This window comes from Thermus arciformis (assembly GCF_900102145.1).
Classification (GTDB): Bacteria; Deinococcota; Deinococci; order Deinococcales; family Thermaceae; genus Thermus; species Thermus arciformis.
Map to the genome: position 1 here is coordinate 1 of NZ_FNBC01000067.1, position 5,826 is coordinate 5,826.

Below are 5,826 nucleotides of genomic sequence, written 5' to 3' on the forward strand. Positions count from 1 at the left end.
CTTGAGCTCCTTCAGAGGCTTACCCGAGAGGTGTCTGCGCTTGAGCTGTTGGAAGAGCTTTCTCCCCCCGAAGACCACCTTCCGGGGGTTCTCTCCTCTCTCCCTGGCGGAGTCCAGGACAGCCTGGGCCTTCAGGATCGCGTCGTCGGCGTAGCGGGTGTTGAGGCGGAAGGAGGTGCAGAGGAAACCGTCTGCCCGTTTGAGCTCCTCCCTGGTTTGACCTTCCAGGAGGCGGTTGTAGGCGTAGCGCACGGCGGCGGAGAAGCGGCGCATGAGGTCCAGGGTGGCCTTGCGGTCTTCTTCGGAAGGGAAGACGAGAAGCGCTTGGACTCCGGTGAAGGCCTTCGCCTTCTTTTTGGCGCGCTCCCGCGCGGCTTTAGGCTTGGCCTTCACCTGGGCCTCCTGTGAGGGAGTATACCGGCCTGTGGGCTTTGCATTGGGGAAGTTCACTAGATTGAAGCCCTGAGAAGCGGAAGCGTTTGAGCGTCAGGGTGAAGTGAGGTGCGTTATTTTTCAACTGTTTGCACCTCCTCTTTCGCTCCCTTCGCCTAAGTACCCCACCGCGGCTTTCGCCGCGGTGGGGGCCCCAAAAGGACCTTCCCAAGCCTTATTTCGGGCGACCCGTGTTGCGAAATCAACGTGCAGCCACTTAGCCCGCCCCTCGAGGACCCTTTGCCGGGGCCCCCATGCCGGCTTGGGCCAGCATGGGGTGGTATCACTCCTCCTTGGGCTCCCGGGCCATGAGGGCCCTGAGGGCCGCCAGCGGGTCCAGGCCCTCGTAGGCCACCCCGTGGACCGCCTCGGCGATGGGAAGCTCCACGCCCCAGGCCTTCCCCCAGGCCACCATGGCCTTCACCGCGTAGAGCCCCTCCACCACCCCCCGGTCCTCCAGACGCTCCCGGGCCTCCCCCCGCACGAGCCGCTCCCCCGCCCCGCGGTTTCGCGAAAGGGGGCTGTAGGCCGTGGCCAGGAGGTCCCCAAGGCCCGCAAGCCCGTAGAAGGTGGCCTCCTCTCCCCCAAGGGCGGTGCCGAAGCGGACCATCTCCTTAAGGCCCCGGGTGAGGAGGGCGGCCTTGGCGTTGTCCCCAAGCCTAAGCCCGTCCACCATGCCCGCCGCCAGGGCCAGGACGTTCTTCACCGCCCCCCCGAGCTCCACCCCCCGCCGGTCCCGGCCGGTGTAGACCCGGAAGGTGGGCCCGGAGAAGAGGGCCTGGACCCGCCGGGCGAGGTCTTCCGGCCCCGCGGCCACGCTCGCCGTGGGGAGGAAGCGGGCCACCTCCTCGGCGTGGTTGGGCCCGGAAAGGGCCACGGCGGGCCTTTGGGTCAGGGCCTCCACCACCTCCGCGGGCGTCCGGACCCCCTCCTCCTCGTAAAAGAGGCCCTTGGTGGCGGAGACGTACCAGGGGGCCGGGGGAAGGCCGGCCAGGGTCTCCCGGAGGGCCTTGGAGGGCACCGCCACCACGGCGAGCTCCGCCCCCTCCAGGGCCTCCTCGGGGTCGTGGGTGGGGTAGAGGTAGGCGGGAAGGGCCACCCCCGGGAGGTAGTCCCGGTTCTCCCGCATGGCCTTCAGGGCCTCCGCCTGCTCCCTCCGCCGGGCCCAGAGGGCCGTGGGAACCCCTTTGCTGGAGAGGAGCACGGCCAGGGCCGTCCCCCAAGCCCCCGCCCCTAGGACCGCCACCCTCATAGGAGGAAGGCCACCTCCCAGGCCTCGTACCAGGCGGCGGCGAGGAGGAAAAGCGCCCCCAGGTAGAAGGCGAGGAGAAGCCCCCTAAGCCCCGACCTGTACCCTTCCCTCCGGAGGGTCTTCGCCAGGAGCACGAGCCCCCCAAAGGTCACCAAGATGTAGGCCTGAAGTTCCAGGACCAGGGTGGGCAGGTGGAAGAGGAAGGCGCTTCCCAGAAGGGCCGGGGAGAGGGCGAAGCCGAAGGCGAAGTAGCGAAGGGCGTTGAGAAGGAGCACAGGGACCCCAAAGAGCAAGGCGGGAAGGAGCCCCGTGAGGAAAAGCCCCTGGCTGAAATTCCAGTGGAAGATGACCCCGGCGAGGACCAAAACGCCCTTACCCACCGCCTCCCGGAGGCCGATGGCCTCTAAGGCGCCCCCGAAGAAGACCTGCACCGCCCGGGCGAGCTCGGGCATGGCGTAGGCGAGAAGGCTCCCCAGGGCGAAGAGGCCGTAGAGGAAGAGGTTGGTGAAGAGGTAAAGGCCCCTGTGGGCCGAGACCAAGGCCCAGGCCTCAAGAAGCCACGCCCGGAAGGGGGAGGGCCTGAGGAGGAGGAAGGCCCAAAAGAGGGAGAGGAGGAAAAACCCCCACCCCGCGAGGGGCGTGAGGAGGTAGGCGGGCACCCCAAGCCCCTCGGGGCGGAAGTAGACCCGCCTGGCCTCTCCCCCTTCCAGGACCACCACCACCTCCCCCACCTCCTCCCCCAGGGCCGCCGGGAAGAAGACCCGGTTTCCCTCCACCTTCGGGGCCTGGAGGTTCACGGAAAGCCCCTCGGGAGGGGGAGGAAAGAGGGCGTAGCGCTCAAGGAGCCTCGAGGCCTCCTCGGGGGAGGCCTGGAAAAGCTCCTCTAGCCTCGGGGAGAGCTCCCCCCTAAGCCAGCGGGCCACGGCCTCCTTGGCCGCCTCCTCCGGGCCTGCCAGGGCCGGGGAAAAGAGGGCGAGAAGGAGAAGGCCAAGGAAGCGCACCCTAGACCTCCTCCAAGGACACCCCCTCCCGGCAGAGGGGGCAGGCCTCCTCGGGATACTGGGGAACTTCCAGGGCGAGGAGGGCCCGGAAGGGCACCCCGAAGTCCACCCTCCCCTTGCTTCGGTCCACGATGGCCCCCACGCCCACCAGCACCCCGCCCAAGGCCTCCGCCGCCCGGATGGCCTTGCGGACGCTTTCCCCGGTGGTCACCACGTCCTCCACCGCCAGGAAGCGGTCCCCCGGGTTCACCGTGAGCCCTTTCCGGATGACCATCCCTCCCCCTCCGTCCTTCTCGGCGAAGAGGGCCCGGGCCCCGAGGGCCTTGGCCACCACGAAGGAGAGGACCACGCCCCCGATGGCGGGGGCGATGACGAAGTCCACCCTCTCCTCCTCAAAGAGCTTGGCCAGGGCCTCCCCCACCGCCTCGGCGTAGAGGGGGTGCTGGAGGAGGGCCGCCGACTGCAAAAAGAGGGGGGAGTGGAGGCCCGACCTCAGGAGGAAGTGGCCCTCCAGAAGAGCCCCCGTCCTCCGGTAAAGCTCCAGGACGTCCATCCCCCCTACTCTACCAAAGCCCCGAAGAGGGCCTCCGCCGCCTCCAGGGCGGCCTTTAGGTCCGGCCTTCCCTCGGGGTAGTAGAGGGCCCGGCTCGCGGCGAGGAGAAGCCCCGCCCCCTTGAGGGGCCTTCCCCCCTGGGCCCCCACGCCGGGGAGGAGGAGGGGGGCGTGGGGGGCCACCTCCCGCACCCCGGCCACGGCCTCCGGGTAGGTGGCCCCCACCACCATCCCCACCCGGCTCCAGGGGCCCTCCCGGTACCCTTCCCCCTCCCGCTCCAGGGCCTCGGCCAGGTGGAGGTAGAGGGGCTTCCCCTCCACGGGGAGGTCCTGGAGAAAGCCGGAGCCGGGGTTAGAGGTCTTCGCTAGGACGAAGACCCCGCCCCCCGTGCGGGAGGCCGCCTGGAAGAAGGGCTTGAGGGCGTCCAGGCCTAGGTACGGGTTCACGGTGAGGGCGCTTCCCGGGAAGGCCTCCAGGTAGGCCCGGGCGTAGGCCTCGGCGGTGGAGCCGATGTCCCCCCGCTTCCCGTCAAAGATCACGGGAAGCCCCATGACCCGGGAGGCGCTGGCGAGCTCCCATAGGAGCGCCATCCCCTCAGGGCCCAAGGCCTCAAAGAAGGCGAGCTGGAACTTGGCCGCCGCCAGGCGCGGGGCCAGGGCCTCGAGGAGGTCCAGGGTGTAGCGGCGGATGTGGGCCAGGGGCTCGGGGCCGTGGAGCTTGGGCCTAGGGTCCACGCCGAGGACCAAGGGGGGGCGGGAAAGGGCCTCCAGGAAGTCCATGGGCTTCACTATAGGGGTTGACGCCCCAAACGCCCAAGAGGACCCAGGCCCTCCTGCAAAACGCCGAAAGCACCGCGGGCTGGACCAACACCTCCGGCCACCCCCACCTCGAGTCCTTCCTCAACGTCCGCGGATTTTAAAAGAGCGCACCCCGCCGACCTCGGCGGGGTGCCTAAAGAAAACCCCCCCTGACGGGGGGGTTCGCTCGGTTGGAGGGGGGACCTTGAAAGCGCGGGAACGGCCCTTTAGCTCCTTAGAAAGGAGGTGATCCAGCCGCACCTTCCGGTACAGCTACCTTGTTACGACTTCGCCCCAGTCACGGGCCCTACCCTCGGCGCCTGCCCTAAGGCTCCCGGCGACTTCGGGTAGAACCCGCTCCCATGGCGTGACGGGCGGTGTGTACAAGGCCCGGGAACGTATTCACCGCGGCATGGCTGATCCGCGATTACTAGCGATTCCGGCTTCATGGGGTCGGGTTGCAGACCCCAATCCGAACTACGCCCACCTTTTTGCGATTCGCTCCCCGTCACCAGGTCGCATCGCTCTGTAGTGGGCATTGTAGCACGTGTGTCGCCCAGGCCGTAAGGGCCATGCTGACCAGACGTCGTCCCCGCCTTCCTCCCGCTTTCGCAGGCAGTCCCGTTAGAGTGCCCGGCTAAACCGCTGGCAACTAACGGCAGGGGTTGCGCTCGTTGCGGGACTTAACCCAACATCTCACGACACGAGCTGACGACGGCCATGCAGCACCTGTGCTAGGGCTCCCCTCGCAGGGCACCCCAGGCTTTCACCTAGGTCCCCTAGCATGTCAAGGCCTGGTAAGGTTCTTCGCGTTGCTTCGAATTAAACCACATGCTCCACCGCTTGTGCGGGCCCCCGTCAATTCCTTTGAGTTTCAGCCTTGCGGCCGTACTCCCCAGGCGGCGCGCTTAACGCGTTGGCTTCGGCCCCCAGCAAACCCAGAGACCTAGCGCGCATCGTTTAGGGCGTGGACTACCCGGGTATCTAATCCGGTTTGCTCCCCACGCTTTCGCGCCTCAGCGTCACAAGTGGACCAGGTGGCTGCCTTCGCCATCGGCGTTCCTCCCGGTATCTGCGCATTTCACCGCTACTCCGGGAATTCCACCACCCTCTCCCACCGTCTAGCCTGAGCGTATCCCACGCTCCCCCACGGTTGAGCCGTGGTCTTTCACATGGGACGCCCCAGGCCGCCTACACGCCCTTTACGCCCAGTAAATCCGGGTAACGCTCGCGCCCTCCGTATTACCGCGGCTGCTGGCACGGAGTTGGCCGGCGCTATTACCCCGGTACCGTCAGCCCCCTCATCAGGGATTTCGTCCCGGGTTCAGGAGTTTACACCCCGAAGGGCTTCCTCCTCCAAGCGGCGTCGCTCCGTCAGGCTTGCGCCCATTGCGGAAGATTCCTAACTGCTGCCTCCCGTAGGAGTGGGGCCCGTGTCTCAGTGCCCCTGTGGCCGGCCATCCTCTCAGACCGGCTACCCGTCGTCGCCTTGGTGGGCCTTTACCCCACCAACTAGCTGATGGGACGCGGGCCCATCCGGAAGCGGGTATGACCCCTTTGAACACACCCCAAAGAGCGCGTCCACATGGGGGATTAGCCCGGGTTTCCCCGGGTTGTCCCCCTCTTCCGGGTAGGTCACCCACGCGTTACTCACCCGTCCGCCGCTGACCGTGAGAATCCCCACGGCCCGCACGACTTGCATGTCTTAGGCACGCCGCCAGCGTTCACCCTGAGCCAGGATCAAACTCTCCAAAGAAAAACGCCTAAAAGGCGTTGGGTGCTTGCGTTTGG

General features: G+C 67.4%; 5 protein-coding genes, 1 rRNA gene and 1 pseudogene. 1 reads left to right on the forward strand and 6 read right to left on the reverse strand.

Annotated elements, in window-relative coordinates; genetic code table 11:
- The 5 genes and pseudogenes from BLP62_RS13065 to pyrF form a co-directional block, all read right to left on the reverse strand.
- A pseudogene (locus tag BLP62_RS13065) lies at nt 1-393 on the reverse strand (IS200/IS605 family accessory protein TnpB-related protein); the annotation flags it as partial.
- 322 nt (nt 394-715) lie between these two features.
- Complete coding sequence (locus BLP62_RS13070) at nt 716-1,684, reverse strand: NAD(P)H-dependent glycerol-3-phosphate dehydrogenase (protein WP_093008716.1); 969 nt, start codon at nt 1,682-1,684, stop codon at nt 716-718.
- Nucleotides 1,681-2,685, reverse strand: a complete 1,005-nt coding sequence (locus BLP62_RS13075; RefSeq protein WP_093008717.1) for a hypothetical protein — start codon at nt 2,683-2,685, stop codon at nt 1,681-1,683. The genes BLP62_RS13070 and BLP62_RS13075 overlap by 4 nt, the downstream gene beginning before the upstream one ends.
- A gap of 1 nt (nt 2,686) precedes the next feature.
- Nucleotides 2,687-3,238, reverse strand: coding sequence for an orotate phosphoribosyltransferase (gene pyrE, locus BLP62_RS13080; RefSeq protein ID WP_093008718.1), 552 nt, complete (start codon nt 3,236-3,238; stop codon nt 2,687-2,689).
- A 5-nt stretch (nt 3,239-3,243) separates the two neighbouring features.
- Nucleotides 3,244-4,017, reverse strand: coding sequence for an orotidine-5'-phosphate decarboxylase (gene pyrF / locus BLP62_RS13085; protein ID WP_093008719.1), 774 nt, complete (start codon nt 4,015-4,017; stop codon nt 3,244-3,246).
- A gap of 17 nt (nt 4,018-4,034) precedes the next feature.
- Between pyrF and BLP62_RS14475 the strand changes: the two genes are divergently transcribed.
- Nucleotides 4,035-4,157 carry a hypothetical protein gene (locus BLP62_RS14475; RefSeq protein ID WP_277621441.1) on the forward strand — a complete coding sequence of 41 codons (123 nt, stop codon included), beginning with the start codon at nt 4,035-4,037 and terminating at the stop codon, nt 4,155-4,157.
- Nucleotides 4,158-4,274: 117 nt separating this feature from the next.
- Here BLP62_RS14475 and BLP62_RS13090 read toward each other — a convergent pair.
- A 16S ribosomal RNA gene (locus BLP62_RS13090) occupies nt 4,275-5,791 on the reverse strand.
- Nucleotides 5,792-5,826 lie beyond the last annotated feature (35 nt).